Origin of the sequence: Ahrensia sp. R2A130 (genome assembly GCF_000179775.1) — a bacterium.
Taxonomy (GTDB): Bacteria; Pseudomonadota; Alphaproteobacteria; order Rhizobiales; family Rhizobiaceae; genus Pseudahrensia.
Window position 1 is genome coordinate 66,257 of sequence record NZ_AEEB01000005.1, and the last position, 26,964, is coordinate 93,220.

At 55.6% G+C, this 26,964-nt stretch carries 29 protein-coding genes; 15 read left to right on the forward strand and 14 right to left on the reverse strand.

Going from position 1 to position 26,964, the window contains the following annotated elements:
- Window positions 1-6: 6 nt before the first annotated feature.
- From R2A130_RS06620 to R2A130_RS06650, 7 genes are all read left to right on the forward strand, one after another.
- Window positions 7-600: a hypothetical protein gene (locus R2A130_RS06620; RefSeq protein ID WP_009464232.1), complete on the forward strand. Its 594-nt coding sequence runs from the start codon at window positions 7-9 to the stop codon at window positions 598-600.
- Entirely contained in the window at window positions 597-1,607 is a 1,011-nt protein-coding gene (locus R2A130_RS06625) for a phosphotransferase (protein WP_009464233.1), read from the forward strand. The genes R2A130_RS06620 and R2A130_RS06625 overlap by 4 nt, the downstream gene beginning before the upstream one ends.
- 21 nt (window positions 1,608-1,628) lie before the next feature.
- The gene (locus R2A130_RS06630) at window positions 1,629-2,291 is read left to right on the forward strand and encodes a class I SAM-dependent methyltransferase (RefSeq protein ID WP_009464234.1); all 663 of its coding nucleotides are present in this window, start codon (window positions 1,629-1,631) and stop codon (window positions 2,289-2,291) included.
- Window positions 2,292-2,341: 50 nt separating this feature from the next.
- On the forward strand, window positions 2,342-3,181 hold the full coding sequence (locus R2A130_RS06635) for an ABC transporter permease (RefSeq protein WP_040305294.1): 840 nt from the start codon (window positions 2,342-2,344) through the stop codon (window positions 3,179-3,181).
- Window positions 3,182-3,185: 4 nt separating this feature from the next.
- Complete coding sequence (locus R2A130_RS06640; protein WP_009464236.1) at window positions 3,186-3,950, forward strand: ABC transporter ATP-binding protein; 765 nt, start codon at window positions 3,186-3,188, stop codon at window positions 3,948-3,950.
- Between the two features lie 303 nt (window positions 3,951-4,253).
- Window positions 4,254-5,621, forward strand: coding sequence for an acyltransferase (locus R2A130_RS06645; protein WP_040305296.1), 1,368 nt, complete (start codon window positions 4,254-4,256; stop codon window positions 5,619-5,621).
- A gap of 3 nt (window positions 5,622-5,624) precedes the next feature.
- Window positions 5,625-6,296 carry an HAD-IIIA family hydrolase gene (locus R2A130_RS06650; protein WP_009464238.1) on the forward strand — a complete coding sequence of 224 codons (672 nt, stop codon included), beginning with the start codon at window positions 5,625-5,627 and terminating at the stop codon, window positions 6,294-6,296.
- A 7-nt stretch (window positions 6,297-6,303) separates the two neighbouring features.
- Here the strand turns inward: R2A130_RS06650 and R2A130_RS17510 are convergent, their stop codons facing one another.
- Complete coding sequence (locus R2A130_RS17510) at window positions 6,304-7,353, reverse strand: glycosyltransferase family 2 protein (RefSeq protein ID WP_009464239.1); 1,050 nt, start codon at window positions 7,351-7,353, stop codon at window positions 6,304-6,306.
- A gap of 168 nt (window positions 7,354-7,521) precedes the next feature.
- On the opposite strand from R2A130_RS17510, the gene R2A130_RS06665 reads away from it, so the two are divergent.
- Entirely contained in the window at window positions 7,522-8,976 is a 1,455-nt protein-coding gene (locus R2A130_RS06665; RefSeq protein WP_009464240.1) for a CAP domain-containing protein, read from the forward strand.
- Here the strand turns inward: R2A130_RS06665 and R2A130_RS06670 are convergent.
- Together R2A130_RS06670 and R2A130_RS06675 are read right to left on the reverse strand one after the other, a co-directional pair.
- Window positions 8,973-9,701, reverse strand: coding sequence for a nucleotidyltransferase family protein (locus R2A130_RS06670; RefSeq protein WP_009464241.1), 729 nt, complete (start codon window positions 9,699-9,701; stop codon window positions 8,973-8,975). The two genes, R2A130_RS06665 and R2A130_RS06670, sit on opposite strands and share 4 nt — an antisense overlap.
- A 4-nt stretch (window positions 9,702-9,705) precedes the next feature.
- On the reverse strand, window positions 9,706-11,232 hold the full coding sequence (locus R2A130_RS06675; RefSeq protein WP_009464242.1) for a PfkB family carbohydrate kinase: 1,527 nt from the start codon (window positions 11,230-11,232) through the stop codon (window positions 9,706-9,708).
- A 275-nt stretch (window positions 11,233-11,507) separates the two neighbouring features.
- Here R2A130_RS06675 and R2A130_RS06680 point away from each other — a divergent pair, with 275 nt between their 5' ends.
- Window positions 11,508-14,021, forward strand: a complete 2,514-nt coding sequence (locus R2A130_RS06680) for a TIGR04372 family glycosyltransferase (protein ID WP_009464244.1) — start codon at window positions 11,508-11,510, stop codon at window positions 14,019-14,021.
- On the opposite strand, the gene R2A130_RS06685 is transcribed toward R2A130_RS06680, so the two are convergent.
- On the reverse strand, window positions 14,018-15,052 hold the full coding sequence (locus R2A130_RS06685; RefSeq protein WP_040305298.1) for a Gfo/Idh/MocA family protein: 1,035 nt from the start codon (window positions 15,050-15,052) through the stop codon (window positions 14,018-14,020). The two genes, R2A130_RS06680 and R2A130_RS06685, sit on opposite strands and share 4 nt — an antisense overlap.
- Window positions 15,053-15,185: 133 nt before the next feature.
- Here R2A130_RS06685 and aroQ point away from each other — a divergent pair, with 133 nt between their 5' ends.
- Window positions 15,186-15,626 carry a type II 3-dehydroquinate dehydratase gene (aroQ, locus tag R2A130_RS06690; RefSeq protein ID WP_009464246.1) on the forward strand — a complete coding sequence of 147 codons (441 nt, stop codon included), beginning with the start codon at window positions 15,186-15,188 and terminating at the stop codon, window positions 15,624-15,626.
- A 121-nt stretch (window positions 15,627-15,747) separates the two neighbouring features.
- On the opposite strand, the gene R2A130_RS06695 is transcribed toward aroQ, so the two are convergent.
- A complete protein-coding gene (locus R2A130_RS06695) occupies window positions 15,748-16,470 on the reverse strand; it encodes a phosphodiester glycosidase family protein (protein WP_009464248.1) in 723 nt (240 codons plus the stop codon).
- A 104-nt stretch (window positions 16,471-16,574) separates the two neighbouring features.
- On the opposite strand from R2A130_RS06695, the gene leuC reads away from it, so the two are divergent.
- Together leuC and R2A130_RS17515 are read left to right on the forward strand one after the other, a co-directional pair.
- Window positions 16,575-17,984, forward strand: coding sequence for a 3-isopropylmalate dehydratase large subunit (gene leuC / locus R2A130_RS06700; RefSeq protein WP_009464249.1), 1,410 nt, complete (start codon window positions 16,575-16,577; stop codon window positions 17,982-17,984).
- A gap of 232 nt (window positions 17,985-18,216) precedes the next feature.
- Complete coding sequence (locus tag R2A130_RS17515; RefSeq protein ID WP_009464250.1) at window positions 18,217-19,470, forward strand: GGDEF domain-containing protein; 1,254 nt, start codon at window positions 18,217-18,219, stop codon at window positions 19,468-19,470.
- A 39-nt stretch (window positions 19,471-19,509) separates the two neighbouring features.
- On the opposite strand, the gene R2A130_RS06710 is transcribed toward R2A130_RS17515, so the two are convergent.
- A complete protein-coding gene (locus tag R2A130_RS06710) occupies window positions 19,510-19,716 on the reverse strand; it encodes a DUF1737 domain-containing protein (RefSeq protein ID WP_009464251.1) in 207 nt (68 codons plus the stop codon).
- A 109-nt stretch (window positions 19,717-19,825) separates the two neighbouring features.
- Between R2A130_RS06710 and leuD the strand changes: the two genes are divergently transcribed.
- Window positions 19,826-20,431, forward strand: coding sequence for a 3-isopropylmalate dehydratase small subunit (gene leuD, locus R2A130_RS06715; protein WP_009464252.1), 606 nt, complete (start codon window positions 19,826-19,828; stop codon window positions 20,429-20,431).
- Window positions 20,432-20,442: 11 nt separating this feature from the next.
- Here the strand turns inward: leuD and R2A130_RS06720 are convergent, their stop codons facing one another.
- The 7 genes from R2A130_RS06720 to ffh form a co-directional block, all read right to left on the reverse strand.
- Window positions 20,443-20,757 carry a 4a-hydroxytetrahydrobiopterin dehydratase gene (locus tag R2A130_RS06720; RefSeq protein ID WP_009464253.1) on the reverse strand — a complete coding sequence of 105 codons (315 nt, stop codon included), beginning with the start codon at window positions 20,755-20,757 and terminating at the stop codon, window positions 20,443-20,445.
- A 21-nt stretch (window positions 20,758-20,778) separates the two neighbouring features.
- On the reverse strand, window positions 20,779-21,327 hold the full coding sequence (gene thpR, locus R2A130_RS06725) for an RNA 2',3'-cyclic phosphodiesterase (RefSeq protein WP_009464254.1): 549 nt from the start codon (window positions 21,325-21,327) through the stop codon (window positions 20,779-20,781).
- The gene (gene rimM, locus R2A130_RS06730) at window positions 21,328-21,879 is read right to left on the reverse strand and encodes a ribosome maturation factor RimM (RefSeq protein ID WP_009464255.1); all 552 of its coding nucleotides are present in this window, start codon (window positions 21,877-21,879) and stop codon (window positions 21,328-21,330) included.
- A gap of 96 nt (window positions 21,880-21,975) precedes the next feature.
- A complete protein-coding gene (gene rpsP, locus R2A130_RS06735) occupies window positions 21,976-22,488 on the reverse strand; it encodes a 30S ribosomal protein S16 (RefSeq protein WP_009464256.1) in 513 nt (170 codons plus the stop codon).
- Window positions 22,489-22,523: 35 nt separating this feature from the next.
- The gene (locus R2A130_RS06740) at window positions 22,524-22,817 is read right to left on the reverse strand and encodes a chorismate mutase (RefSeq protein WP_009464257.1); all 294 of its coding nucleotides are present in this window, start codon (window positions 22,815-22,817) and stop codon (window positions 22,524-22,526) included.
- On the reverse strand, window positions 22,814-23,350 hold the full coding sequence (locus R2A130_RS06745; protein ID WP_009464258.1) for a GNAT family N-acetyltransferase: 537 nt from the start codon (window positions 23,348-23,350) through the stop codon (window positions 22,814-22,816). Before R2A130_RS06745 ends, R2A130_RS06740 begins: the two co-directional genes overlap by 4 nt.
- Complete coding sequence (ffh, locus tag R2A130_RS06750) at window positions 23,347-24,882, reverse strand: signal recognition particle protein (RefSeq protein ID WP_009464259.1); 1,536 nt, start codon at window positions 24,880-24,882, stop codon at window positions 23,347-23,349. The genes R2A130_RS06745 and ffh overlap by 4 nt, the downstream gene beginning before the upstream one ends.
- Window positions 24,883-25,185: 303 nt before the next feature.
- Here ffh and R2A130_RS18410 point away from each other — a divergent pair, with 303 nt between their 5' ends.
- Together R2A130_RS18410 and R2A130_RS18020 are read left to right on the forward strand one after the other, a co-directional pair.
- A complete protein-coding gene (locus R2A130_RS18410) occupies window positions 25,186-25,473 on the forward strand; it encodes a hypothetical protein (RefSeq protein WP_156798429.1) in 288 nt (95 codons plus the stop codon).
- Complete coding sequence (locus R2A130_RS18020) at window positions 25,474-25,638, forward strand: DUF1328 family protein (RefSeq protein ID WP_009464262.1); 165 nt, start codon at window positions 25,474-25,476, stop codon at window positions 25,636-25,638.
- A 22-nt stretch (window positions 25,639-25,660) separates the two neighbouring features.
- Here the strand turns inward: R2A130_RS18020 and R2A130_RS06765 are convergent, their stop codons facing one another.
- Window positions 25,661-26,953: a nucleotide sugar dehydrogenase gene (locus R2A130_RS06765; RefSeq protein WP_009464263.1), complete on the reverse strand. Its 1,293-nt coding sequence runs from the start codon at window positions 26,951-26,953 to the stop codon at window positions 25,661-25,663.
- Between the last annotated feature and the right edge of the window lie 11 nt (window positions 26,954-26,964).

The window sequence follows — 26,964 nt, forward strand, 5'->3', positions numbered from 1 at the left end:
AATCTGATGCGGATCGGCATCGACTTCGACAACACGATTGCCAATTACGATGGCGTTTTCCACGCCGCCGCGCTGGAAGCGGGACTGATACCAAGCGGCGTAGCAACGTCGAAGGATGCGGTGCGAGACCACATGAACGCCAATGGCAGCAAAGACGAGTTCACCAAGCTGCAGGGCCACGTTTACGGCGCGCGTATGGATCTTGCCCGTGTTCATGATGGCTTTGCGGATTTCGTCGCGCGAACACTGAACAACGGTCATGAACTGTTCATCGTCAGCCATAAAACCCGCCACCCGATGCTCGGTCCTAACCACGACATGCACACGGCAGCGCGTGGGTTCCTCGAAACCAATAGTCTCGTTGGGAAAGATATGATCGCACCGGAAGACATCTATTTCGAAGAAACGAAAGACGCCAAGAGCGACCGCGCTAAAGCGTTGGGCGTCGCCATGTTCATCGACGACCTGCCTGCCGTTCTCGCCATGCCACAGTATAAAAGCATGGACCGTGTGCTGTTCGACCCTGCCGGAACCCATGAAGGAAAAACCGATCTACCAGGCCGTCGCGTTTCCCGTTGGAACGACATTCACCCGCTGTGAGCGAACAAACCGACCCCGAACCGGCTGACGACTTGGCTCACAGCCTTGCTGCTAGTGCGGGTCTTTCCGCACCTGTTTCGCAAGTTCGGCTGGCAGGTGGTCGCAACAACCGTGTTCACCTCGTCAACCACCAAGGCGGTACGAAAACCATCCTCAAACGCTACCACCACGACCCCGCCGATAAGCGGGACAGGTTGGCGGCGGAGTGGGACTATCTCACCACGCTGCAGCCTTTGAACTTAGGAAAAACGCTCGATCCGCTTGCCGATAATAAAGACGCCCACGCAGCGCTCTACACATTCATTGAAGGACGCAAGCCTGCACGGGATGAGATCGATGAAGCACTTGTCGATCAGGCGGCGCAGTTCATTGTGGACACCAATCGCACGCCGGTTCTTGCCGATACCCGCAGCGCATCTGAAGCCTGTTTCACGCTGAACGAGCATATTGCCTCGGTTGATCGCCGTGTGGCCCGCTTGGCGGCGATCGACCCGGAAGCACCTCTCGCCGATCAAGCAAAAGCCATAGCAAATGACGAGATCGTTCCGGCATGGACGCGCATCCGCAGAGCTATCACCGAAGGCTCGAAAGCCGGCGACAAAACGATCACATCGCAAATTCTATCGCCATCAGACTTCGGCTTCCACAACAGCCTCATCGACGAAACGGGCTGCGCCACCTTCATCGACTTCGAATATGCTGGACGTGACGACGCCTCAAAGCTGATCTGCGACTTCTTCTGCCAGCCGGAAATTCCTGTTTCGCTCGACCACTACCCCCGCTTTCGCGACATTATCTTAAACGCCATCAACGCAGCGGATGCAGACCGCGCGCGCTGCGATGTTCTGCTGCCCGCCTATCGCATCAAGTGGCTGTGCATTATGATGAACGAGTTCCTGACCACCGGCGCACGCCGCCGCGAATTTGCCGAGGATACCGCGCGTGAAACCCGTGCCGCCCGCCAACTTGCAACGATCAACAAAGCTCTTTCCGCCCTTCAAAACTGACAGCAGACCGAGGACCACTCAATGGCCATCCGCGAATTCGTCTCTATGAACCACAAGGCCACCGAGCGCGACTACGTCGCCCGCGTGACCGAACGCGATAAGGCCGAAGTCGCCGACCTCGCCCTGCAGTGGGATTACGACTACTGGGACGGCTCTCGCCAAACCGGCTTTGGCGGCTACAGCTACGATGGTCGCTGGCGCAAGGTCGCCGACAAGATGTCAGAAACCTACGGCCTGAAGGCAGGCATGCGCGTTCTCGATGTAGGTTCCGGCAAGGGGTTTTTGCTGCACGATCTGGCAGAAAGCGTACCGGGTCTGGAAGTTCACGGTTTAGAAATTTCCAAATACGGCATCGAGCACACGATGGAGAGCGTGAAGGATAAAGTCGTTTACGGCCACGCCAAGGAACTGCCGTTTCCGGACGATCATTTCGATCTCGTCATCTCCATCAACACGTTGCACAACCTCTACAATTACGAGCTGTTTGCAGCCTTCCGCGAGATCGAACGGGTCTCGAAAGGCCAAAGCTATATCTGCGTCGAGGCCTATCGCAACGAGCGCGAAAAAATGAATCTGCTATATTGGCAACTCACCTGCCGCGCCTTCCACACACCGGAAGAATGGGCATGGATTTACGAGCAGACAGGCTATTCCGGTGACCACGAATACATCTATTTCGAGTAACGGTGCTTGGTGGGTCTGTTGCAGACAGCCACAAACTGGTAGCAAAATCCATGAGCAGCACCACCGCAACCACCACCGAAAATGTTGCCTATGCGACCCTTCGAAACCCGCGTCCGACGCCCGATGATGATCTGAAACGATGCTGGCAGGACCGCCATATCTGGGGTCTGCTGGCGCTCAACGATATTCGCGCCCAATACCGTCATTCGACTCTGGGAACTCTGTGGATCACAGCATCAACGGCTGTGTTTGCGATCACCATCGGCGTCATTTACGGCCAGTTTTTCGGCACAGAAATTTCAAAGTACCTGCCCTACTTCGCCATCGGATTCATCATCTGGACCTACCTGTCCGGCGCGGTGAACGAGGCGACGCGCACACTGATCGGCCAATCGAGCCTGATCCAAACATCGCGCTTGCCGCTGATCTTTCATGTGCTTCGGATGCTCGCCAAAAACACAATTGTATTTGCTCACAACGCTGTGGTGTTGTTCGCTATATGGCTCTGGTTCCGGTGGGACATCGGGCTGGAAGCGCTCTGGGCAATCCCGGGATTTGTGATGCTTTTCCTCACCATGTTCGGCCTCAGCCTTACGCTCGCGATCGTGTGCGTGCGTTACCGCGATATTCCACCTCTGGTGCAAGCGGTCACCCAGTTCGTCTTCTTCGCCAGCCCCATAATCTGGTATGCGGAACAGGTGAAGGTCGCGCAGGCAATGGTGTGGCTAAACCCGGTCACGCATTTTCTGGCCGTTGTGCGCGACCCGCTTCTCGGCAAACCTGTAGACGTCGGATCATTGGCAGCTGCAACTGCAATCACAGTCGTCTCGCTCGTCATCGCCATATTTATCTACCGTCGTTACCGCGACCGCGTCTCGTTCTGGGTGTAGAACTATGGCACGCATCTTAGCCCAAAACGTATCCCTTGATATTCCCGTTCCTACCGGTCGCAACTGGTCGCTACGTTCGCAAGCCATGCAACATCTGCCTGTGGTCGGCGGCCATATCCGCAAGAAATCCGGCGGCATCGCCGTGGTACGTGCACTGGAAAACGTTTCTCTTGATCTCCAAGACGGTGATCGTCTGGCGGTGATCGGCCATAACGGGGCAGGCAAGACGACACTTCTGCGCGTGTTGGGTGGTCTCCTGTCACCCACAGCAGGCAAAGTCCGAATTGCAGGCAGCCTCATGCCCATGTTCGATTTAGCCTCCGGCTTCGATGAAGAATCCACCGGCTACGAAAACATCCACCTGCGCGGTCTGGTCGAAGGCCTAACCCGCAAGGAGATTGAACGTCGCACACCCGCCATCGTCGAGTTCAGCGAGTTGGGCGATTATCTCGACATGCCACTGCGCACATATTCATCGGGAATGCGGCTGCGCCTGATGTTCTCAATCGCGACCGCCGTTGCTGGCGACATCATCTTGATGGATGAATGGATTTCCGTCGGCGATCAGGCTTTCCAGATGAAGGCTCAAGAGCGGTTGGTCGAGATCACCAGAAACGCAGGCATCCTCGTCATAGCGTCGCATAGTCGACCGACACTTCGCAGCACTTGCAACAAAGCACTTTGGCTTGAAGTCGGGCAGGTAAAAGACTTTGGTGATTTTGATGATGTAGTGGCTCACGAAGAACGTGCGTCCGGCTCTCGCGAATGATCGTAAATGACCTCATCATCGTGGCGGCGATAGCTTGTTGATCTTTGCACACGCGCGTCTCACGACACGTTCACAACTGGCTCAAACCTTCCCAGTCTGACCATCATCAACAGCCATCCGCGCTAACCACCAGCCTTGTTGAAACTCTGGTTCCGGAACTTTTCCAGCGATGCGACACGTTTTGCAAAATCTGTCTTTTGCTGGACTATAGAGTTGCATCGTCGCATATCTCATCAACCTTGATTAGGCCTTCAAACTGAAGCTCTGCAAGGCCGGCAACTGCCAGATACTGGGGATAGACAATTGGATTTGATCACGGCCTATCCCGTCGCTGTCGGTTCGGCAATTGCCACATACACATTGTTGATCGCGATGTGCTGGCCAAGATGGATGGCGTTTGGAACTGGCCGAAAATGGCATGGCGCATCTGTTCGCGCCTTCATCGCACACCCTGTAAAACCTACTCAGCATTACCTGCCTGGGTTCGATTTCATGCGCGGGTTCGCAGCGATGCTCGTCGCAGCGGGGCATCTTTGGCACTTCAATTATTACGCTACCTATCCAGCACAATTGACAGTACCTCAATTGGGTTACGCGGCTAAAGGCGTGCCGATGTTTGTGATGCTCAGCGGGTTTTTGATTTACCGTTCAGTGCTGGGCATCAAAAATATTTCATCGTTAAAGACATATTTCTGGCGCCGATTATTCAGGATCTATCCTGCTTATCTCGTTTCAGTAGCCCTCACCGTTTTCATGGGTCAATTGGACGGCAGCCGTTTCGCCATGGACAGCGTATCATTTTTCTTCTCGGAGCTGTTTGCAATGCGTGCGCTTGGTGCGTCGGGCTTCGCCAATCCAGTGACATGGAGCCTCTATGTCGAAATGATTTTCTACATATTGCTTCCCGCTTTCGTTGCTTTGGTGGGTCGGCGTTGCATGGTACCTGCTGCCATCATTGGCGGTCTGGTTTTCATTCTTGGCGACGGCGGCGTTTCCCGGGAAGTATCTTTGTGGAAATTTTTCTTCTTCGGAATTCTGGTGTCCGAACTGGCACTTCGTGATCGTGAAAAAGTAGATGCAGGGGAAGCAGGCATATTCCACCAATATATATTAATTGGAATGTTACTTTTGGGAACGATCTGGCTCTGGTTCGATTTGCGTGGTCCCGTCTTCGATATCTTTGGCAATGTTCTGGAACCCCTTAAGGACGGCGCAAATTACACAATCGGGCTGGGAGTAGCTTATTCCCTGATCATGCTGAGCCTAGCCCGGCTTCCACAAGTCGGAAGAATTCTGGACATTTTCTTCCTGCGCTACCTTGGCGTCATTTCTTATTCTGTCTTCCTCATTCACCCATTTTATATGGTCGCAAATTTTCCCGGTCTGGACCTCATCAATTTTCAATCCCAAGTTGAAATGTGGAAGGAGTGGCCAACTATGCCGTCATGGTTCTTCTTTTTCGTCTATCTGACTGGCCTTCTCATCTGGTCGACCATGGTGTTTCTGCTTGTCGAAAAGCCTGCATTGAAGTGGGGGAACATATGGATCAAACGACGCGCTCCCATTTGGGCGAGAGAGAATATTGGTGGGATACAGATCAAAGAGCCCGCCAAAGCTAAAGTAGCGATAGAACCTTCAACAAACGGCCCTCCAGAAAGGCCCGCATTTTGATCGATGTCTGATGGCTCCTTCAAACAGTTGATCGACGGTATTGCAGCTTGGGAAGAGCGATCTTCCGATGCAGAATTTCCTCCCTGCTCGCCCGCTCTATTTCTAGACCGCGACGGAGTGTTGATGGAGGAAGCGCATTTCCCAAAATGCGCGGCAGATGTACGCCTGACACAGGGTGCAGGTGAGGCGGTGGCACTGGTGAATCAGGCCGACATTCCCGTGGTGCTGGTCACCAATCAATCAGGTATCGGGCGGGGCTATTTCGATTGGGATGCCTTTGTCGAGGTTCAGAACGAATTGCTACGGCAACTTGCCCTGCACGGTGCTCACCTCGATTTCATCATGGCCTGCGGATATTATGGCAAAGGGGTAGCGCCATTTGATGTGGACAATCACCCATGGCGCAAACCAGCGCCTGGAATGCTGCTGCGTGCCAGTGAAACCTTGTCGATCGATCTTGTCTCATCCCACATCATTGGTGATCGCATGTCCGATCTAAGTGCGGGCCGGGCTGCAGGTCTGAAATCAGGCACAATTGTTCGCACCGGCCACGGGGCGGCAATTACAAACGCACTAACGGCGGATGATATGAAGGATTGGCACGACAAAGGTTTCGATCTTGGTATCGAAGACACAATGGCCAAAGCCATCCATCAGTGGCTGGAAAACCGCTAGGCAATAATCAGCTTTGTAAGCCGAACCAACGTGCCACTTGCAAACGAGCCGAAGCCAGCCTCACACCACTGTTTCGTCTTGCGCGCAAAAGCGTGACGACCGGTAGCGGATAAAGGCGCAGAAATATCCACGCCAGTTGTGCTTTTGTCGAAATGGCCAAAAAACGCAGCACGGCTCTGTCTAGTCCGGTTAATGCACCCAACCGAACAAGATCATCCGCCGGTACGCCATTGCTTTGCAGTTTCAAATGATGCCGAACGAGACTGAAACGAAGCCTTCGATCATGCAGGGTTGCGTATCCCGGAAACGCTGTCTCAACATCGCTTTGTGAGAGCACGGTCTTCGCACGCTTGGAGATGCGAAGACCGTGCTCGATACTTTGAGATGTAGCTGCCGAATAAGTCTCTTCAGTGCTCGTCCACAGCCCAAACAAGTCGTTATGGAAGAAAAATCCATGTTTCACCGCAAGCTTGCGCACCAGATAAGCATCGCAAAACGAGCCAAGAGAAGGATCGAAACCACCGGCGTTGATGAGTACAGACAGACGATAAATGGCGGTGGTATTCAGCACCCAATTGTCCGAGCGGCGCAGTTCGCGCACCACATCATCAGGGCTGAGATAACCGGTTGGCGGCGGCGTATATGGCCGCAGTCCGATGACTGCTCCATCCTGATCTATCAGTGCAACACAGGCACTGGCAAAGGCTGCGTTCTCGTTTTGGGCCAGCAGCTGTAACAAAGTATTTGCCCAGCCAGGCAAAACGCAGTCATCCGCCCCTAAAAACGACACAAAACCTGTCCGAACCTCAGCAAGACCTGTGTTCAACGCAGCCACAACGCCGCGGTTCTCACCGTGTTCAATCAGGCGAACACGAGAATCGTTTGCAGCAATACCACGCACGATTTCCAGATCGTCATCTTCCGAACCATCATCAACGATCACGACTTCTATCGCGCAGCGATCTGAAGCCTGTGCCAATGCACTTGCAACCGCTCGTGCCAGAACGAGGGTGTGACCATAGTGAGGAACAACGACGGTCAGTGAAGCAGGGTTCATGAACTACAAACCATCACGTCTAATATCTGTAAAGTTTGATCCGTGATGTTCGTCACTGCTTCGCACCCGTCTGCAATAATTTTGGCTACATACAATTTCGGACATAAACGCGTCCGCATTGCGGTCTATCGAGGGATAGCTGCTTAGAGCGAATTTAAAGGGCCAACTATGCCAATTACCGCTGCAGAACAATATCTTATCGAGTTGATCAACCGGGCGCGCCTCGATCCACAGGCTGAGGCTGACCGAAATGTCGATCTGGCTGGGGACATCAACAGGTTCAACACCGGCACCGACCTTGGCAATCATAGCCGTGCACCACTCGCAATGAACAACGCACTCAGTAACGCAGCAGCTGATCACTCGCAGCACATGATTGCAGTTGACGCGTTCGCTCACAGCGGCATCGGCGACGGGAACCCTCAATCACGGGCAAACGATGCAGGTTACGATCCGACAGACAACACCCCGTATGTCGGCGAGAACATTTCACGACGTGGCAGCAGCGGAAATATCGATCTCGACAACGCGATCGACAGCCACCACAACGGTCTCGTCAAAAGTTTCGGGCATTGGAACAATATGCTCCGCGACAATTATCGCGAGATTGGTGTTGGTCAGGAAGCAGGCCAATACACGAGCGGCGGGCGCACGTGGAACGGTTCGCATCTGACGGAGAAATTCGGCTCAGACTTCTCCTCCACATTCCTCACCGGCGTTTTCTACAATGACGCGGACGAGAACAATTTCTACGGCATCGGCGAGGCCATTGGCGGTCAATTCATCTCGGTCGCCGGACGTGGTGATGTGGCTGCAGCTGCAGGTGGCTATGATATAACAATCACAGGTTTGTCCGATTGGCAGACGGTGTCTTATGCCAATATGAATGTAAGCGTTCAGCTCCAAGGCGTTAATGTAAAACTGGACATCGTCAACCTAAGCGAAGTCCACACATCAACAAATATTGTGGTGCAATCTGGCGTCGCAGAAGTGCACCTACTTGGTCGTGAAGATCTGTCGGTAACCGGCGGTAATGCCGCCGAATACATTTATGGGAATTCAGGTGCCAACACGATCAACGGTGCAGGAGGCACCGACGTCATGGCAGGCGGGAAAGGTAACGATGTCTATACCGTCGATCATTCCTCCGACAAAGTGATCGAAAAGGCAGGTGAGGGTTACGACAACGTCTATTCCTCTGTCGATTATATCCTAGACCCGGATCAGGAGGTCGAAAGCGTTATCCTTACCGAGAATGCGGTGACATTGCGTGGCGATAACAGCGACAACCAGCTTTTTGGAAATGGATTGACCAATGTTATCGATGGGCGCGGTGGCACAGACTACATGCTGGGTCTCGGCGGTGCCGACATATTTCAAATCGGGCCTGAAAACGGTGCCGTCGACATCATCGGTGATTTTTCAAAAGCCGAAGGTGACCGTATTGCCTTTGCGGGTTTTAACGCTGCCACCACCACTGTCCATCAAGTATCGGTGGTCAGTTTTGAAGTTCGCGATGCCTCTAATGGACTTGTGCAACAATTTCAGTTGTTCGACGCCTACGCTGCGCCGACCTATAGCGGCGGAGCGCTGATTGAAGGCACGGACTACTACTTCGGCTAGTTTATGAGGCCTGTTACTGCGCCTTTGGGTGTTGGAAATTCCCGGTGGGCAGCTGCCAAACTTTCGGGATTACCGATATCGCGGTGATAGCCGGTGGTTTCGACCATTTGAATACGGCCCATAAAGTGTGGAATTACATCGGTGGAGAAATCAACAAAAGATCGCCCCAACGAAGCGGCATAGTTCGCCACTTCAGGCTCAACGATATAAACCGCCGCATTGGCCAGATTGCCCGGCGGTTGAGCCACTTTTTCATGCATCGCCAGCACACGGCTTTCTGCGTCAGTCTCTAAAATTCCGCACGACGACGGATCATCCGTACGAAACGCCAGCATGGTCATGGCAATATCGGGCTCACGGTTTTCGTGACGTTTTTGCATTTGCGGTAGATCGAAGGTCGTCAGATTATCACCGTGGGCCAGCAAAAAAGCGCCATCTCCCAATAGGCGACGCGCAGCAATCATCGTACCAGCTGTGCCGAGCAATTCTTCTTCATAGAGCAGTTCAATCCGGTCGCGGTAGGGTGATGATGCTACGTGATCCACCACCGTGTCGGCGAAATAGTGGGTGTTCACAACAATGCGTTCAACATCAGCGTCTGCAAGCAGATCGAACCATATGTCGATCAAAGGCCGCCCATGGATCGGCACAAGACACTTGGGAATGGTGTCAGTGATCGGCCTTAGGCGGGTGCCAAGACCGGCGGCAAGAAGGAGCGCGCGCATTGGCTCACTTATCCGATGCGTAATTGGCGTGTTTAATTTCGCGCTGCATGTCTTTCCAGGTCAACGGCGTATTACCGATGCGCGAAGCCTGACAAGCGGCTGCCAACGACCCCAGATATGCCGCTTCCCAAATGCTCATGCCAACCCGTAGCGCCATGGCCGTAATGGTGAACAGGCAATCGCCCGCACCCGATACGTCGCGTGGATCGGTGGTGAAGGCGGGTAAACGGTCCGTGCCTTTGTCACCATGAGATTTGGAATAAATCAGCAGGCCTTCTGCGCCCAGTGTGATGATGACGTTACGCGCATCCGCTTTGTCCTGAAGCTTCTGCACGAGGCTAGCGAGCCCGGATTCTGAATCCCCAAGCGCGAGCCTTGCTTCGCGTTCGGTTGGGGTGATCAGGTCCATATGCTGGAAACGCGAAATATCCGACATCTGCGATGATGCCTGACTGTCAGCACCAACAAACACGCCACGTTTGCGCGCTTCAGCAATCACCGGATCGATAACTGACTGCGGCAAGCAACCATAATTGAAATCGGAAAACAGCAGGACATCAACATCGTCCAACCGCGAGATAATCGCGTCCACCATGCGTTGAGCCAGCTTCACATCCACGGCATGTTGGCGAAGATGGCTGACCCGAAGCAGCGTCTTACCGTGGGCGCGAAACCGTTGCTTCAGTGTGGTCGGGCGCGTGGTATCGGTAATGAACATCGCCCGGACATCAAATTCATCAAGCTTCGCTTTTGCCTTTGCTGAGGTCTCGTCCCCGCCGGTTACAGTTATGAATTCTACATCCGCTCCCAGCTTGCGCGCGTGACCAGCCACAATGCCTGCACCACCAAGAAACAAATGACTATCGATAGGTGTGACAACAATCGTCGGATCTTCCTGAGACATGCCCAACGGATCACAGTCGATATATTCGTCCATTATGACATCGCCAACGACCAGCATCCGAAGATCGCGAAACTCCTTCAACCGTTTGCCAAGGGTCACCGGATCCATGTCGTGACGTTCAGGATAATTCTTTGGCAATTCAATTGCCGAATGCATGCGCCCCGCGTACTCGCGCTTCAACAGTTGGACTGAGGAAAACCGCACCTCGCCGGACGCGAATAAAAGCTTGCCCCCGTAGCCATCAACAATGGCTTGTTCATCGTTTTCATCGTCGAGATGTTCACGCCCTTTAATAACGAAATCCGGCTTCAGGACAGATATGAAATCGGCAGCCTCACATGGCAGCTTCACAACCTCGTCCACCATTGCAATGGCATGCAGGCCCTCATAACGAAGATCCATAGGCACGGTTACGCCGGGTGTATCATCGTGCTGCAGACCGACCACCAGCCTGTCGGCGGTCTCTGATGCAAAACGCAGCAGCCGCAAATGGCCGGGGTGTATAATATTGAAATTGCCGGAAACGAAAGCAATCGTCTCGCCGCCATTTCCAGTTGCATCAAAGCTGGTGCGTATGGCCTTTACCAGATCATACAACTTCTCCTGCGCCTCGGGGTTATCACCCATAGGGTCGTCCTCATTCAACATGCGGAACCGTTACTCGTAACGATCCGCCGTCCAGCCCCTTGCTCACTCTTTTAGCGGTAAGTCACTCAATATCCCAACCTTTGGCCAGACTAAATTGAAATGCCAGTTAATGTGTTGTGACTTATCATCTTTGCGGCTGCAGAAAATTCCGCCAAAGCTGCATCTTGGACACCCGTGTTGAATTCTTGCAAAAGATATAACAAGCGTTGAGCGCGACAGCGTGAATAAGAATTTGCCACCGAAGGACCCGCTTCATGATCAAAGCGAAGCAAAGTCCCCGCAGACTACAAACCGGTGACACGCCACCTGCTGTCAGAACTCACAAGTTCCTAGAAGGCATCATAAAGCTACGCCGTGAAGTCGAGCGAACCCTGCCCGACAGAAAGTTACGTAGGGGGCGCTTAAAAGCGCTGCTGCACACGATCACAAGTCCGGTCGTACAACTGGGAAAAGCGCTGCGGCCTGTCGTCTCCACATTTTTTGCTATTCCAAGTTTGCGGAAATCTCTCATTGCTGGTCGCAATCTAGCGGCTGTCGCAGTTGTAAAACCACTGCGTGTTTGCAGTGCATTTGCAGTAAATACGCTCAAGCGCTTCAGTCGGCGTTACCGAAGCAGCATACGTGAATGGATCGGCAAGGCCATCGATCGCTTTGATGACGGCGAACCATCACAGTTCCAGATGACGATTTTCGATATTCTGGCTCACGTGGCGAAAGCGCGTGTTCCGCTTGTGTCACGAGCTGCACTGGGCACCATCCACGTCGCGGTTATGACTTTGACCGGGGCACGACTTGCAGCTGGCAATCTCGATGAAGCGCTGAGGTTGGCACGGGTGCTGAACCTAGCCTTTCGCCCCTATATCCGCCGCCGGCAATTGCCCACCGCCTATGTTTATTTTCAGGTGCTGTTTTACTGCCGTCAATATGCCCGCATGGCGCGGGAAGTTCCCGGCAAAGAAACCATCACGCACCACTATCTCAACCACTGCATAGGCGTGGCGCATCTTTATTGTTGGCATCCGGAACGAGCCGACTTCTATCTGCGGCAGGCGATAAGCATTAACAGTGGCTCATATCCCGACCACCGCATGCTTGGCCGTGCACGTTTGTTGACGGGTGAATTGTCCAAAGCAGCACGACACTTAAGTCGGTCGGTAGATTTCGCACCCAGCACCGTAATGGCTCATCAAAACTACGCCGGGCGCTACGACACCAACACCTATCAGCCACTCGACTGGGAATTGCGCCGGTCGGGCCCGATGCTGATCTACGACAATTACGGACAGTTGGCGGAAGATTTTTTCCTGCTTGGCAATTTCGAAGCATCCTTCCGCTGCTATCAGGCAATGCTGAACTTTCAAAAGCGCTGGAGACGCAAACACCGGTTGCCACAAACGCTGAAAGCTAAACTCGCAGCCAAATATAGTGATTTCGATCCCGACCAGCCCACACGCCTTCTGCCCTACGAGTGGGTCACCCAGTTTGGCCATATCGGCCTGCTGGATATTTACACCAAGATGATGCGCCTCGGACGTTACCCGCAAGGCAACCACGTTCTTCTCGCACCTGCCGATAAGGTGGCCAACGAAGAACTGCTGGCCCTGTGGGGCGAACACTTCACCATCGTGCGCGACGAGACGCTCGTGAACGAGTTGTTCCCGTGGCAACGCGTCATCGGCGATAACTTCATGGCCATTTTGGATGAAAATGGCGACGTCGAACCGTGGACGCTCGCAGGTGCCAAGGCGCAGGTGGAATGGGCAAAACACAAGCGCGCACCGATCCTGACACTCAGCAAGGAAGCACGCAGCGAAGGTGAGAGAACTCTCGCCGAAATGAAGTTGCCGAAAGGCGCGTGGTATGTTGGCTTGCACGTGCGAGAAGGCGGTTTCTACACAGAGTCCAAAGGTTCAATTTCCACCCACCGCAATTCGCGGGTGGAAGACTATTTCTCTTCCATCAAAGCCATCACCGATGCTGGCGGTATCGTCATCAGGCTCGGCGACAAATCAATGACGAAACTGCCAAAGATGGCAGGAGTGATCGACTACGCGCACTCACCGCATAAGTCACAATCGATGGATATTTTCCTCGCGGCCACCTGCCGCTTCGTCATCGGCACCACCTCTGGCCTCACCACAGTTTGCCTCGGTTTTGATACGCCTATGGTGCTGGTGAATTGCATTTCCAACGACTGGCAGCTGTGGTCCGGCAACACAGATTTCATCATCAAGAAAGTGCGCGACACCACCACAGGCAGAATGCTGCCCTTCGCCGAAACCTATCGGCAACCGATGCAGGGTTACCTCATCAACAACCTGGTTATGCAGCGAAAGGGCTACGAAATTCTGCCCAACACGGAAGGCGAGATCGAAGCTGCGGTGCGTGATAAGCTGGACATCATTTTGAGCGGCAAGCGCACATCAACCCGCAATCCACTTCTCAAAGAATGGCGCGCAGCGATGGAGGACAATTCGGCAATGTTCGGCGCCGCAACGCCATGCCTGTCATTTCTTGAGGCCAACCGCGAATTGTTGACGCCGGCAGCAGAGGTCCGGCCGGTTAAACAGGAAGAGAAGATCGGCCCTATTCGCTTCGACACAGCACCCCGCAAGGAAATCGTTCCCTATCGTTTGATGGCAGATCCGCAATGGTTGCCCATCCACGCAAAGGCCAAACCAGCACTGCGCGCCACCACTCCGAAACTGACAAGACAGCGGCCTTCAAGAAAACAAAGCAACTTGTCAGCACGTTGGCAAAAAAACTAGAGCACGACACGTTCTCCAGTATCGGCAGACCACTGAATGGCTTCGATCACCGCAAACGTAGCAAGGCCTTCTGCACCGGAAACGAGAGGCTTTTCATCACCGCGAATAACGGCTGCAAACTGTGCCATCTGCGCGACAAGCGGATCGGCGGACCCACGTGGATGCTGGGTGGCAGAGATTGGATTCCACCAACTGTTGCCGCCCTCATGCTTCCACAGTTTCAAGTCGGGAACCGATAGCGAGCCTTCCGTACCACCCAGCCGGTAACAGCTTTCCTGCGTCACAGGATAAATGGGGTACTCGCCGGAGGTATGTTCCCAACTCCACGGCGAAGCGATGCCATCAGCCACCGAAAGGGTGCCGACCGCACCGTTTGCAAACCGCAACAAAGCGCCTGCCAGTTCTTCATTCTCGCCGCCGCGACGTGACGGCAGAGCTTCGGCATGAACCGAGGTGATCTCGCCGACGAGGTAACGCAGTAGATCGACATCGTGGACCAGATTGACCGAAATCGGCCCTGCTCCTTTTTGCGTACGCCACGGCGCTTCTGCAAAATAATCATCGGGCTTGTGGAACCAGCACTGGGCGTGGACAGCGCGGATATCTCCCAGCACTCCGCTGTCCACCAGTTCCCGCGCTTTTGCGATGAGCGGGTTGTGGCGACGGTGATGGCCGACGACCAGCGGCACATCTTTTTTGGCAGCGTGTTCCACCAGTCGAGACGCCTCCTCGACAGACACGCCTATCGGTTTCTCGATCAATGTCGGCAGCCCGAAATTTACACACGCCGTAGCCTGCTCGACATGTTGCGGCGTTGGCGTCGCAAGGATGATACCGTCGAGACCACCTGCAGCCAGACAGTCTTCCAGATCACCGAAATGCGCCGCCCGCAAAGCATTGGCATCCTCGGCAGAGCCGGGTGCAACGTCGATGACAGCTGCAAGCTCCACGCCTTCCAACTGGGTGATGGCCTGCGCGTGGCGTTTCCCCACCAGACCGAGACCGGCAATGGCCAAACGAATGGACTTCATGTTTCGATTTTCCAGCTTCGATAGTTCAACCTGATTTCGCAGGAACATGAACCCCGTCGGCTTGCGCTATGCAAGGTGTCGCGGCACAAACCCGACTATCGAAACTTAGACACCGCTCAACAGGTCATCCGCCATGTCTTCTCGCATCGTCATTCTCAACGGCCCAAACCTCAACCTGCTGGGCCTGCGCCAGCCAGAAATTTACGGTCATGACACGCTGGACGATGTTGCACGCAACTGCTCGGACCTTGCATCAAAACACGGTCTGGAAACCGAACTGTTCCAAACCAACCACGAAGGCGAATTGGTGGAAATGATCCACGCTGCCCGTAATGATGCAGCGGGCATTATCATCAACCCGGGCGCGTTCAGCCACACATCCATCGCAGTGCTGGATGCGCTGATGGCATTCGATGGGCCGGTGCTGGAGGTTCACATTTCCAACATCCACAAACGCGAAACCTTCCGCCATCACTCCTACGTGTCCGGTCGCGCAGAAGGCGTGATCGCAGGCTTCGGGGTGCAAGGGTACGAGTTGGCCGTGCAACGCATGACGACTTTGTTGAAGACCTAGTCACAGATCGCCGAGCAATCATAAGGCGGCGAAGAGCCGCCCGGCCATAGCTGCGCCGCGCCCGCGCAGCGAAGGGCGAAGCCCGACAGCGTGAGCGGACAAATAGCGAGCGCAAACAAATTTACCTCGGCATCACGCTGATCATCGGCCCAAGCGACCGCCAGCTTTCCTGACGAACGCCCGGCGCGCGGACGCCAGAAACCGAACCATCGAGAAACAGCGCGTTCGGCGTTTTCAGGTTTTCACGGAACAACTGGCCGAACTGCCAGAACGTCACTGCTCCCCGCGAGATCGCGAAATGCACCACCGCGCCATCGGCTGAAACCCCAACGCCGTTCCTAATTTTACGGCTGTCAGAATTCTTCAGAAAGCGCGGGTGCAATTTGCCGTCGATCACCAACATCGGCCCGGACTGGGTAGCGAAGTCGACCTTTCGCTTCGCTTTCACGAAAGCCTTGGTTTCGCTCACCCCCACCGTATCGCCGTCCAGCCAGAACACACCGTTGGGCAGCAAATGGAAATTACCCCAACCGCCCTTGGTGGAAATGGCTTTGGTCTCGCGCCCCTGTTCCACATGCAGCCCGACTGCACCGAGGTCACTGTGATACATGCCGCCGTTCATCACCATCAACGGCGGTACTGGAAGGCTCTCCTCTAACCGCCGCAAGATGCCGTAGGGCTGGCCAGCACCGTCTTCCAGATGAACGGCGAGACGGGTTTTTGCGGTGTCGTAGCTGCACACGGTGAAGCGTTCCCCGCCGTGTTCGACCGCCCGACAGCCCTCGCCAGCGCCGCAAGTGCCCAATATCGCGCAGAACATCGAGATCAAAATTTGCCAAAGCACAGCCGCTTACCCTTCTCAATTCTTGACGGTTCGCCCGCGCGGTCGCATATCACCAACAACGCGCATCGTAATGCGTAAGATAGCGATTCAACGGGGGCCGAACCATGGCACGCACACTCTACGACAAGATCTGGGACGATCATCTGGTTCATGAAGCCGAGGACGGCACGGCGCTGCTCTATATCGACCGTCATCTGGTCCACGAAGTGACGTCGCCCCAGGCCTTCGAAGGCCTGCGAATGACCAACCGCAAGGTGCACGCACCGGGCAAGACGCTGGCCGTGGTGGACCACAACGTGCCCACGACCGACCGCTCGCAGGGCATCGCCAACGAAGAGTCCCGCATTCAGGTGGAAGCGCTGGCCAAGAACGCAGCGGAATTCGGTGTCGAATATTATTCCGAGACCGACAAGCGCCAGGGCATCGTCCACATCATCGGCCCTGAGCAGGGCTTTACCCTGCCCGGCATGACGATTGTTTGCGGCGACAGCCACACCTCGACCCACGGCGCATTCGGCGCGCTGGCCCACGGTATAGGCACGTCGGAGGTCGAGCACGTTCTCGCCACGCAAACGCTGATCCAGAAAAAAGCCAAGAATATGAAGGTCGAAGTCACCGGCGGCGAGGGCGGCAAGCTCCCCGACGGCGTGACAGCAAAAGACATCATCCTCGCCATCATCGGTGAAATCGGCACCGCTGGCGGCACCGGCTACGTCATAGAATTCTGCGGCACGGCCATCGAAGCCTTGTCGATGGAAGGCCGAATGACCGTCTGCAACATGACCATCGAAGGCGGCGCGCGCGCTGGCCTTATCGCGCCGGACCAGAAAACTTTCGACTACATCGAAGGCAAACCCAAGGCCCCCACCGGCAAGGCGTGGGACATGGCGCTGGATTATTGGAAAACGCTGTTCACCGAAGACGACGCCCATTTCGACAAAGTCGTCACGCTGGACGCCCGCGATCTGACACCCATCGTGTCTTGGGGTTCGTCGCCGGAAGACGTGGTGGCCGTGACCGGCGAAGTGCCTGACCCCGCCCTCATCGAAGACGAAAACAAGCGCGCCTCCAAACAGCGTGCGCTCGACTATATGGGCCTCACCCCCGGCACCAAGATCACCGACATCACGCTGGACCGCGTGTGGATCGGCTCCTGCACCAACGGTCGTATCGAAGATTTGCGCGAAGTCGCCAAAATCCTCGACGGCAAAAAGATCGCAGACACCGTCTCCGCCATGATCGTTCCCGGTTCCGGCCTCGTGAAGGAACAGGCGGAAGCGGAAGGGTTGCACACGATCTTCCTTGCAGCCGGTGCCGAGTGGCGCGAGCCGGGCTGCTCCATGTGTCTGGCCATGAACGACGACCGGTTGAAGCCGGAAGAGCGCTGCGCCTCCACATCCAACCGCAACTTCGAAGGCCGCCAAGGCTTCAAAGGCCGCACTCACCTCGTCTCGCCAGCCATGGCGGCAGCAGCCGGTGTTGCCGGTCACTTCGTGGACGTGCGCGACCTTTAAGATATCTCTGCGACATTAAGTTTGCGGGTGTGAGTAGGCGATAACTTGCCAGTGGAAATTTGAATGGCGGTGGAGTTGCTCCATCGCCATTTTGTTTCCGTTCAAAGCAATCCAGCAAATGGCAGGATCATTTTATCAATGTCACAAATCCCACGTTAACGCTTGCATCACTTGAAACCTGTATGTCTGCAGGGGTATCGCGCCCGCGATACAGAGCGAAACGAGGGCGAATATGTCGGAGCAAACGCTGCTGCAGCTTTTGCAGCCAATGACCTATGCCATCATGGCGGCAGGTTTCTGCAGCATCTATCTCTATTCCCGTGAGCTGCGCTCGGCCAAGTTCTGGGCCCTGTCCTACATGTTCGGCTCGATCGCTTTCCTGCTCGACTTCTCATTCATTGTGAACATGACTCACCTGTCCTCGTGGACGGCCAATATGTTTTACTTTCTTGCTTCCAGCATGTTTGTGATCGGTCATTTCGTACGTCTGAAACGTCCGGTTCCGATCAAGACAATAACTGCGCTGGGTGCAGGCATCGTCATCTCCATGATTATGTTCCGCCACGTAATGCCTGATACGGCAACGCGCACGATAGCAATGAACCTGTTCAACGCCCTCATCTTCATGTTACCAATTTCGGCACTACTGCGCCCTAACGAAAAGCGCCCGAAAATTCCGTTGGTGGATAAAGTCGCAGGCGTGGTGCTGGTTTTCTTCGTCGCAACCTTCTTCGTCCGTATCGGATTGCTGGCGTCCGGCACAATCGATCAAAACCTTACCGACAGCGGCTACGTAACCTCGTGGATGGCATCGTCGTTCCGCATTGTCACCACCTTCTGTGCCATCGGTTCAGCTGTTGCTCTTTACGTCATGTTGGGCATCGACATGACAGCGCGCCTACAGCGACGGACACAAATAGATTCGATGACCACACTGTTGAACAAACACACCTTCGAGATTCAGGCGAACCTGCTTATATCCCCAGGCAGATCGGCTGAGGGACGCGGCCACAGCCTCGTAGTTTGCGACATCGACAACTTCAAAGCCATCAACGACACACTCGGTCATGCAGCAGGAGATGTTGTTATCGCCTGGATTGGCCGAATTTTGGGCAACACAGTTCGCACATCGGATCTGGCAGGACGTGTGGGCGGCGAAGAATTTGCGCTGCTTCTACGCGATTGTAATGAGCAAGACGCAGCAGCGGTCGCAGAAGCCCTGCGGGATGTGGTTTCAAGCCACGCTATGGATATCGAAGGCCGGAAAATCGCGGTCACAGCAAGCTTCGGTGTAGCCCACGCACATTTCTCGGAGAGCTTTCCAGAACTGTTCGACCGGGCCGACAAGCAGCTTTACCGCGCCAAAGAAAATGGCCGCAACTGCGTCTGCGTCGCTCCGCAAGACTATTCTCGTGCACAACGACAAACGGAAAACATTGTCCGGCCATCAGAATTTCAGCGTCCGCCAGTAGCCCGCGCCGGATAAATCATCCAGCTACAAGGTATCTCTGTGCGAATTAGCGCACTACTGCTCGCCCAGCTTCATGTCCGGCGAATAGTCCTTACCCTTCACCTTTTTCACCACAGCCTGCGCACAAACGGTTTTGCCGGTGGTGGTGTCGAACGTCATGGTCGGTGAACCGTGCAGCGTCCAACCCTTGGCAATCGCCAGCGACACCTTGTGGCAAAAAGCGGAATCATCACCGCCGGTAAGCAATCTGTAGAGTTTCATGGCATCGTCCCGCGTTGACGTTTGGCTTGGCCGTTTGGATTGCCTGCTGTAACAAGGCGGCAACCGCGTGGCCATGGTTGCCGTGCACCAAATGTAAGAGGCGCATTTCATGGAAAAATTCGACACACTCACCGGCGTTGCAGCACCGTTGCCGATCATCAATATCGACACCGATATGATCATCCCCAAAGACTATCTGAAAACAATCAAACGCACCGGTTTGGCAGAAGGCCTGTTCGCCGAAATGCGGTTGAACGAAGATGGTTCGGAGAAGCCCGAATTTGTGCTGAACAAGCCCGCTTACCGCGAGGCGCAAATTCTGGTGGCCGGCGATAATTTCGGCTGCGGATCATCACGCGAACATGCGCCGTGGGCGCTGCTGGACCGTGGCATCCGCTGCATCATCTCGACGTCGTTTGCAGACATTTTCTACAACAACTGTTTCAAAAATGGCGTTTTGCCGGTGGTCGTCTCCGAAGACGATCTTGAAAAACTGATGGACGACGCCTCGCGTGGCGCAAACGCTGTGCTGACCGTGGATCTGGAAACCCAATCCATCACCGGCCCGGATGGCGGCACGATCACCTTCGACATCGACGCCCACAAGAAGCACTGCATGTTGAACGGTCTCGACGATATCGGCCTGACCCTGGAAAAGGCCGACAACATCGTGACCTACGAAAGCAAGCTCGAAGCCAACCGCCCTTGGGTGTAATTGGGTATAATTTAGACGTCTTTCCCTCTGGCAGCGTGGAAATCCATCCGCGCGGCCAAGGCAAAATCGCGCTGCGACAGGCCTTTGATATCGTGGCTGGTCAACGTCACATCAACGGTGCGGTAGTTGTTGGACCAATCGGGATGATGGTCCAGCTTCTCAGCCTCGATGGCGCAAGCGGCCATGAAGGCGAAGGCGCTGGCAAAACTGTCGAAGCGAAAGCTACGATGAATTGCACGGCCATCATCAGCAAGCGTCCAGCCGCTCAACGAGCTTAGAACTTCTGCCACGGCAGCTTCATCAAGACTGTCATCCGGTCGTGCCATGGTGTCCGTTCTCCGGTTACTTCAACCCAGCGGCCACACTTCTTCGGGCACATATGGTCCGCCGCCTGTGGAGTCGCCCGCGGAATAGAGCACGAAGCGCGCAGGCTCCCAAGGCTGGATCACGGTGCCGCCTGCACGTGACAGATATGCTACAACCTGTGGCGGCTGAACGTCACCGGAAAAACGGCCAAGCGTGATGTGCGGCACGAATTGCCGCCCCTCAGCCTTCAACCCCACCCGCTGCATCACCACCTCGTGGCTGCGCTGCAGGGCAACCAGCCCCACATCAGCTTTCACAGACACATGAACGGAGCGCGGTTTTTCCCCGCCGAAGGCGGAAAGCTCACCCGGCACGATGGTGGGTTTCGCCCAGCTTTTCAAACGGACACGATCATCCAACGCTTCGACGATCCGGTCGGCATCTGCATCGGACACATCACCGATGAACCGCAACGTGATGTGCAGATCGGACGGCTCGATCCAACGCGCACCCTTCAGGCCGGATTGCAGCAACGCGATATGCTGGCGAGCGAGTGGCGGAACCTCGATGCCGGTGAAAAGACGCGGCATTCAGCTCCCTTCCCCGATTTCATCCTCTTCACCATCATTTTCATCGGTGACCAACTCGGCCGGCATGATGACGGTCACACGTCCGGCAGCAAGGTCGACGTCCGGAACGTTGGCATGGGTGAAATCCACCATGACGGACCCGGCCCCGCCTGTAATTTCCAGCACGCTACCCGCGCCAAAGTCCGGAGCATCCTTTACCGTACCAATCTGCAAGCCCTCACCATCAACCACCACCATGCCGATCAGATCGGTGACATAAAATTCGTCTTCATCTTCCACAGGTGGCAGGCGGTGGCGTTCGATGAACAGTTCGGTACCGTTCTCTGCCTCCGCCTCTTCGCGCGTGTTCACGCCTTCGAACTTCACGATCAACACGCCCTTGCCCGGCCGCATCCGCTTCACCTTGAAGCGTCTCCCATCGGCGGTCCGCAGCGCGCCATAGTCGTCCAGCGCTTCGGGATTATCCGTAAACGCCTTCACGCGCAGTTCCCCCTTGATGCCCTGCGGCCGCCCGATCTGGGCAAGGAGAATAAGGGAAGACGGATCGGTCATATGCGGTGGGCCTTTTTGAAGTTACCGGTCATTCAAAAGCAAAACGGGGCAGCTTTCGCCACCCCGTTCGTTAGTCACGCAAAAAGCGAAACGCGCCTATTCAGCAGGCTTATCGTCGCTGGACACGGCATCGGCAACAGCTTCAACGGCGTCGCTGGCAGCATCAGCTACGGTTTCAGCAGCGTCGGTAACGGCCTCGGTTGCAGCAGCTGCAGCAGCGGCTGCGGCTTCTTTTGCTTCTTCAGCAGCGGCCTTGGCGGCCTCGATGGCATCCTCTTCCTTCTGCTTCTTCTCGGCCACGCGCTCTTCGGCTTTCTTGCCGGGCTTTGCTTTGTTGGGGTTGTTGCGGGCATCGCGCTTTTTGATACCGGCAGCATCAAGGAAACGGGCAACACGGTCGGTCGGTAATGCGCCGTGGTCGAGCCAATGCTGAATGCGCTCGGCATCCATGGTCACGCGCTCTGGCGAATCTTTGGCGAGCAGCGGGTTATAGGTGCCCAATTTTTCGATGAAACGGCCATCGCGTGGGGAGCGCGTGTCGGCAGCAACGATACGGTAGAACGGGCGCTTTTTGGAGCCGCCACGGGCGAGACGAATTTTGGTAGCCATAGTATTTTCTTTCGTTTGGGAAAATTATGTCCGCGTTATCCGCGGGCTTGTTCGTGGTGTTGAATGACTTCGCGAATGACGAATTCGAGAAATTTTTCGGCAAAGTCGGGATCGAGATCCGCGTCTTTTGCCAGTGATCGCAGCCGCTCTATCTGCCGCGCTTCGCGGTCAGGGTCGGACGGTGGAAAATCGTTTTCAGCCTTCAGATGGCCCACAGCCTTGGTCACACGAAAACGCTCCGCCAGCGTGTGAATGAGCACCGTGTCGAAATTATCGATCGACTTGCGATAGGCTTCGAGCTGTTCTTGTCCGGACATAGTGACGTTCATGCCGTGCGCTCCAGAAATTTTTCGGCAGGCTGATGACGCCAGATGTCAGCGGTAAAATCGGTCACCTGCACATCGCGTGCTTCCAAAATCGCATGCATTTTGCGGGCCACACTTTGGGACGCGGTGTTCTTGCTATCGATCAAGCTGATCGCGGTTTTCCAACCGACAGATTGGTATGCGAACCGCAGTGACGCCTGTACGGCTTCCGGTGCGTAACCTTGCCCCCAAACGCGGGGGGCGAGGCTGTAGCCGATCTCGTTGTCCGGCCAGCCATCAGGTCGCCACATGCCGCACCAGCCGATGCAGTCGCCCTCTTCCTTGCGCTCGACCGCGAAAAAGCCGAATCCGCGCAACTGCCAGTGGCCAATGAATGTGCACACCGCACGAAACGGTTGCCACGATGGCGCAACGCCACCGATGAAGCCTGCTGCCTGCCGGTTCGTCATGATTTCGGAAACGGCACCGACATCATCTTCCGTCCAATCGCGCAGGATGAGACGTTCGGTTTCGATGATAGGAACAAGAGCGCTCACTTCTTCTTACCCCCGAACGGGTTTCCGCCGCCGAGGCCGGGGAGTTTGGGCATTCCGCCCATTCCACCACCGAGACCGCCCATTCCGCGCGCCATATCTTCCAGCGCTTTCGGGTCCATCTGGGGTGCGCCGCCGCCCATACCACGCATGGTGTCGCTCATATCTGCTCCGGGTGCCCCCATTCCGGGCATACCCATGGCACCCGCCATCTTGCCCATCAGGCCAGCGCCGCCCTTGCCGGACATCTTCTTCATCATGTCGGCCATCTGGCGGTGCATTTTCAGCAGCTGGTTGACCTCCTGCACGGAAGAACCGGAACCGGCGGCGATGCGCTTTTTGCGGCTGGCGTTCAGCAGCTTGGGCAGTTTGCGTTCCTTGCGCGTCATGGACGAGATGATCGCCTGCTGACGCTTGAACACGCTGTCGTCGATCCCGGCCTGCTCGATCTGCTTGGCCATCTTGCCGATGCCGGGCATCATTTTCATGATCGAACCCATGCCGCCCATTTTCGACATCTGACCCAACTGCTGGGACAGGTCGTCCATGTCGAAGAGGCCTTTTTGCATCTTCTTCGCCATGGCGGCGGCTTGTTCGGCGTCGATGGTTTCGGACGCTTTTTCGACGAGCGAAACGATATCGCCCATGCCGAGAATACGGTCGGCGATACGCTTGGGATAGAAATCCTCCAGCGCGTCCATTTTCTCGCCGGTGCCCAACAGCTTGATGGGCTTGCCGGTGACGGCGCGCATTGAAAGGGCAGCACCGCCACGGCCATCGCCGTCGATACGGGTAAGCACGAGGCCGGTGATACCGACGCGGGTGTCGAAATTCTGTGCGAGATTGACCGCGTCCTGACCGGTGAGCGAATCCGCCACCAGCAAAATTTCATGCGGGTTAGCGGCAGAACGAATGTCCGCCATCTCGGCCATCAACGGCTCATCGATGGAGGTGCGACCGGCGGTGTCGAGAATGACGACATCGTAGCCGCCCAGCTTACCGGCCTGCATCGCGCGATTGGCGATGGCGACGGGTTCTTGCCCTTCGACGATGGGCAACGTGTCGACTTCGGTCTGTACACCAAGTTGGCGAAGTTGCTCTTGGGCAGCCGGACGGCGTGTGTCGAGCGAGGCCATCAAGACCTTCTTGCGGTCCCGCGTTTTCAACCGCAGCGCAATCTTGCCGGACGTCGTGGTCTTACCGGAACCCTGAAGACCCACCATCATGATGCCGACGGGCGACGGTGCATTCAGGTCGATACGCTCGTCTTCGGTGCCGAGCATGGCGACCAATTCATCATGGACGATCTTGACGACCATCTGGCCCGGCGTGACCGATTTGACGACGGAGGCACCGACGGCCTTCTCGCGCACCTTCTCGGTGAACTCGCGGACAACTTCCAGCGCCACATCGGCTTCGATCAGCGCGCGGCGGATTTCACGAAGCGCGGACGCCACATCCTTTTCAGACAGCGCACCGCGACGGGTGAGGCCATCGAAAATACCGGAAAGGCGGGTTTGTAGGGAATCGAACATGGTGTTTCCTGAGCGGCCTTTCGCGGTTGGTCTCTTAATCTAAGTGGCACCAAGGCGGAGCCGGTCAATGAACAAGCTCCCAAACGCAAATCGCACCCACGGGCGCATCGCGCTGGCGGGTGGTGACCTCCGGCAAGTCTCTATCGAGAGGGCCGGTCGGCGGATTGCGGGCAGAACCTGTCCGTGTGTGAGGCGCTTTCACCGCGAACAGAGCAAAATGTCAAGCTTGCGGTAACCCGCGTTTGGTACCGTCGAGGCAGGATTTCACGAACATCGACCACAGGAGAGTGAGGCTATGCTGAGATGGACGATATCGGTTATGATGCTGTCGAGCTTTCTGCTCGTGGCATCAAGTTTAGCTGGTTATACGAATGTCAGCGCTATCGCCATGTTTCTTATCAAAGCGATGAGCTATCTCATGCCGGTCGCGCTTGTTTTCTTTATATTAGGAAGCTTCTTTCGCCTCATACGCGGGCAGACCTGAAAGCAGGCAATTCCCAAGGCGAAGCGAACTGCAAATCAGCGTCGTGCAACCCCGTCCATATGAGCGCATTGTCAGACTGTCTGGAACGCAGTTTGCGGGAATTCTAAATGGTCAAATACATTCTCATTCTTCTCGTCGTGGCGGCCATCGCGGGCCTGCTGGGCTACAGCCGTGTCGCAGGCGTTGCGCTCACCGGCGCGAAATTGCTCGGTGGGCTGCTGGTTCTCGGCATCTTGCTGCTGATCTTGCTCATCACGCTCTTCGGCGGTTAGCCCGTGGCGTTGAACGAATAGGTTAGAGCGACCAATAAGTGATGTCAGCCCGCAGGGTCATTGGGTCAATCTGCGATTTTACATCGATGAACACACCACCAGTTACGATCATCGCGCTGATGGCGTCGCCATCGAGATCTTTGTAAGCGGCATGGGTGACGGCCCAAACGCAGCAATTCAGATCGCGCATGTCTGCCATATCGGCAGCGGAGAATTTCGCCTTTGGCGGGCGCGCCATCAGGCTTTCCATAAAGGGGTCGTGGGCAAGCGGCTCGATGGCAAAGTCATTCAGTTCGTCGATGATCGCTATGGCCTTGGAGTTTCGGAAATCCGGCACGTTTTCCTTGAACGACAGGCCTAGAATTCCAACTCTGGCTTTTCTTACCGGCTGGTCGGCCTTGGCTAACAGCTTCACGATTTTCTGCGTCAGATGGTAGGGAATGGAGTCGTTGATCGCACGACCGGCCAGAATAAGTTCCGGCTTGTAGCCCACCTCTTCCGCCTTCGACGTGAGATAATAGGGGTCCACCCCGATGCAATGACCGCCGACAAGGCCAGGGGTGTAGCGGTTGAAATTCCACTTGGTCGCCGCTGTTTCGATAACGTCGTGAGAACGGATTCCAAGCTTGTCGCAAAGCAGGGCCATCTCGTTCATCAGCGCGATGTTGACGTCACGCTGGGTGTTTTCAAGCACCTTCGCCGCTTCCGCGACCGCGATGGAGGCAGCGCGGTGGGTGCCAGCTTCGACAACGGTGTCATAGAGCGCCTGCACCGCATCCAGCGTTTCTTCGTCCTGCGCGGCTACCACTTTCACGACGTTCTGCAAGTTGCCCGTGGCATCGCCCGGGTTAATGCGTTCGGGTGAATAACCGATGCGGAAATCGCTATAGGCTTTGAGGCCTGAACCTTCTTCCAACAGCGGCACGCAATCGGCTTCCGTGGCGCTGGGGTAAACAGTGGATTCAAAGATCACCACCTGCCCCGCATGAAGCCGTGGCGCGATGGTGCGGCAGGCAGAAAACAACGGTTCCAGATCAGGGCGATTGGCGTGGCTGATCGGCGTTGGCACCGTGACGATGATGAAGTCGAGGCCGCGCAGCGCATCGGCATCGGTGGTCAGGCGCAGCGTGTCGTGGCGCGTTTCTTCCGCCGACAATTCACCCGTGTCATCGATACCGCCCTGCAAGCGTTCGATGCGCCGCGTGTCGATATCGTAACCGGTGACCGACAGGCCTTTACCCGCCAGCGCAGCGGCCAGCGGCATGCCGACATATCCAAGGCCAATAATGCCAATGGTAGAAGATGTGGAGAACATATGCGCTTCCT

What these genes read in the sequence shown, in the direction of transcription:
- aroQ (WP_009464246.1), top strand. Translation starts at nt 15,186, where the DNA reads ATGTCTTCTCGCATCGTCATTCTCAACGGCCCAAACCTCAACCTGCTG.
- R2A130_RS17510 (WP_009464239.1), bottom strand. Translation starts at nt 7,353, where the DNA reads ATGAACCCTGCTTCACTGACCGTCGTTGTTCCTCACTATGGTCACACC.
- R2A130_RS06620 (WP_009464232.1), top strand. Translation starts at nt 7, where the DNA reads ATGCGGATCGGCATCGACTTCGACAACACGATTGCCAATTACGATGGC.
- thpR (WP_009464254.1), bottom strand. Translation starts at nt 21,327, where the DNA reads ATGCCGCGTCTTTTCACCGGCATCGAGGTTCCGCCACTCGCTCGCCAG.
- R2A130_RS06630 (WP_009464234.1), top strand. Translation starts at nt 1,629, where the DNA reads ATGGCCATCCGCGAATTCGTCTCTATGAACCACAAGGCCACCGAGCGC.
- ffh (WP_009464259.1), bottom strand. Translation starts at nt 24,882, where the DNA reads ATGTTCGATTCCCTACAAACCCGCCTTTCCGGTATTTTCGATGGCCTC.
- R2A130_RS06635 (WP_040305294.1), top strand. Translation starts at nt 2,342, where the DNA reads ATGAGCAGCACCACCGCAACCACCACCGAAAATGTTGCCTATGCGACC.
- R2A130_RS06710 (WP_009464251.1), bottom strand. Translation starts at nt 19,716, where the DNA reads ATGAAACTCTACAGATTGCTTACCGGCGGTGATGATTCCGCTTTTTGC.
- rimM (WP_009464255.1), bottom strand. Translation starts at nt 21,879, where the DNA reads ATGACCGATCCGTCTTCCCTTATTCTCCTTGCCCAGATCGGGCGGCCG.
- R2A130_RS06650 (WP_009464238.1), top strand. Translation starts at nt 5,625, where the DNA reads ATGTCTGATGGCTCCTTCAAACAGTTGATCGACGGTATTGCAGCTTGG.
- R2A130_RS06740 (WP_009464257.1), bottom strand. Translation starts at nt 22,817, where the DNA reads ATGAACGTCACTATGTCCGGACAAGAACAGCTCGAAGCCTATCGCAAG.
- R2A130_RS06670 (WP_009464241.1), bottom strand. Translation starts at nt 9,701, where the DNA reads ATGCGCGCGCTCCTTCTTGCCGCCGGTCTTGGCACCCGCCTAAGGCCG.
- rpsP (WP_009464256.1), bottom strand. Translation starts at nt 22,488, where the DNA reads ATGGCTACCAAAATTCGTCTCGCCCGTGGCGGCTCCAAAAAGCGCCCG.
- R2A130_RS06680 (WP_009464244.1), top strand. Translation starts at nt 11,508, where the DNA reads ATGATCAAAGCGAAGCAAAGTCCCCGCAGACTACAAACCGGTGACACG.
- R2A130_RS06665 (WP_009464240.1), top strand. Translation starts at nt 7,522, where the DNA reads ATGCCAATTACCGCTGCAGAACAATATCTTATCGAGTTGATCAACCGG.
- R2A130_RS06765 (WP_009464263.1), bottom strand. Translation starts at nt 26,953, where the DNA reads ATGTTCTCCACATCTTCTACCATTGGCATTATTGGCCTTGGATATGTC.
- R2A130_RS06675 (WP_009464242.1), bottom strand. Translation starts at nt 11,232, where the DNA reads ATGGGTGATAACCCCGAGGCGCAGGAGAAGTTGTATGATCTGGTAAAG.
- leuC (WP_009464249.1), top strand. Translation starts at nt 16,575, where the DNA reads ATGGCACGCACACTCTACGACAAGATCTGGGACGATCATCTGGTTCAT.
- R2A130_RS18410 (WP_156798429.1), top strand. Translation starts at nt 25,186, where the DNA reads ATGGACGATATCGGTTATGATGCTGTCGAGCTTTCTGCTCGTGGCATC.
- R2A130_RS06720 (WP_009464253.1), bottom strand. Translation starts at nt 20,757, where the DNA reads ATGGCACGACCGGATGACAGTCTTGATGAAGCTGCCGTGGCAGAAGTT.
- R2A130_RS06685 (WP_040305298.1), bottom strand. Translation starts at nt 15,052, where the DNA reads ATGAAGTCCATTCGTTTGGCCATTGCCGGTCTCGGTCTGGTGGGGAAA.
- leuD (WP_009464252.1), top strand. Translation starts at nt 19,826, where the DNA reads ATGGAAAAATTCGACACACTCACCGGCGTTGCAGCACCGTTGCCGATC.
- R2A130_RS06640 (WP_009464236.1), top strand. Translation starts at nt 3,186, where the DNA reads ATGGCACGCATCTTAGCCCAAAACGTATCCCTTGATATTCCCGTTCCT.
- R2A130_RS18020 (WP_009464262.1), top strand. Translation starts at nt 25,474, where the DNA reads ATGGTCAAATACATTCTCATTCTTCTCGTCGTGGCGGCCATCGCGGGC.
- R2A130_RS17515 (WP_009464250.1), top strand. Translation starts at nt 18,217, where the DNA reads ATGTCGGAGCAAACGCTGCTGCAGCTTTTGCAGCCAATGACCTATGCC.